Below are 1,416 nucleotides of genomic sequence, written 5' to 3'. Positions count from 1 at the left end.
TTGCGATTCGCGAAGGTGGCCGTACCGTAGGTGCGGGTGTGGTTTCTTCTATCATCGCTTAATTGAAGGATATCGATAAATGGCAAACCAAAAAATCCGTATCCGCCTGAAAGCTTATGATTACAGCCTGATCGACCGTTCTGCTCAAGAAATCGTTGAAACTGCAAAACGTACCGGTGCCGTTGTAAAAGGTCCGATTCCGTTGCCGACTAAAATCGAACGTTTCAACATTCTGCGTTCTCCACACGTGAACAAAACTTCTCGTGAACAATTGGAAATCCGCACTCACTTGCGCCTGATGGACATCGTGGACTGGACTGACAAAACTACCGATGCACTGATGAAACTGGACTTGCCAGCCGGTGTTGATGTAGAAATTAAAGTTCAATAATCGCTGCTTTTGATAGAAAGCCGAATGGTTTATCCGTTCGGCTTTTTGTTATCCATATGTGTTGTGGAAATCAACCACGCTGTTAGACTTTCGGCTTTTGTTTGAAAAGCTGATTGAGCAGAAATTCGGTATTGTCAAGAATGTTGATAGACGCGGGAAACCTGCTAAGTTCTTGATAATGCTGGATGGTTACTTAAAAAGCATTTAATCAAAAACAAAGCTGTTTGACGTAGAAAAAGTGTAAACAACGTGACAATTTCCTATATCTAAGGTTGTCTGAAAATCATTGCTCTTTTCGACTACCTTTGTATATTTAGCCAAAAGGAGTTGATTTTAACGATTTTCAAGAGGTTGGAGTTTCTCTACCTGAGACCTTTGCAATAACATGAGTTATTAAAATTTTATGCTCAATACCATTTTCAAAATGAAGAACCTCCCTGATTTCTTCTACTTTTTTCTCAATATCAGAAAGGTTTTAGCCAATTGAAAATTTTTTAGCACATTTTTATGCGTCAAATTTTGTTAACAGACTATTTTTGCAAAGGTCTCCATCAGTATATTTTTTACTGAATTCCAGCATTTTTTCCAACGTTCGGCATCAATAAATTGTTTGAAATAAAGACTACCGGTGGCTGAATAATATGTGGCCAAAGGTAGCCGATGATTTTTTATCGGGATAGCGTTTTTTGATGTCGGTAACTGTGGTTTGGACATCTTTTTTCCATTATTCCAAATCAGGACTGGTGATGTAGAACACGGGATTGGTGTAGCTACGCTCATCTGACGGCGTTTGCTGAACTGCCGCCATTTTGCCAATACTGCCTCATTGTCCACCTGAGCTTGGTAGTAGCGGATGGCGTGCAGGTGTTCGTCGGGCAAACCGTAGTTGCTGATGTAGGCACGGGGATTTTCTTCTTTGAAAATCTGGTACATACGGGCAAAATCGGTTTTATAGCTAATTAAAATCAAAATAGGACAGTAGCGCATCGTTAAATCGGGCGTAATCAGACAATACGGTTCGCAGA

1 protein-coding gene and 1 pseudogene are annotated in these 1,416 nt (G+C 40.4%); one reads left to right on the top strand and one right to left on the bottom strand.

Annotated elements, in window-relative coordinates:
* Positions 1 to 79: 79 nt before the first annotated feature.
* Entirely contained in the window at positions 80 to 391 is a 312-nt protein-coding gene (rpsJ, locus tag HMPREF2954_RS07575; protein ID WP_002642322.1) for a 30S ribosomal protein S10, read from the top strand.
* 547 nt (positions 392 to 938) lie between these two features.
* Here rpsJ and HMPREF2954_RS07570 read toward each other — a convergent pair.
* Positions 939 to 1,342 (bottom strand): annotated as a pseudogene (locus HMPREF2954_RS07570) (hypothetical protein); the annotation flags it as partial.
* Positions 1,343 to 1,416 lie beyond the last annotated feature (74 nt).

Origin of the sequence: Neisseria sp. HMSC067H09, assembly GCF_001814135.1 — a bacterium.
In the GTDB taxonomy this organism is placed as follows: domain Bacteria; phylum Pseudomonadota; class Gammaproteobacteria; order Burkholderiales; family Neisseriaceae; genus Neisseria.
The sequence above is the reverse complement of the archived record's forward strand: the minus strand, read 5'-3'. Positions and strand labels throughout refer to the sequence as shown.

Bases quoted from the DNA above. Each gene is read 5' to 3' on its own strand.
- rpsJ (WP_002642322.1), top strand. From the start codon at position 80: ATGGCAAACCAAAAAATCCGTATCCGCCTGAAAGCTTATGATTACAGC.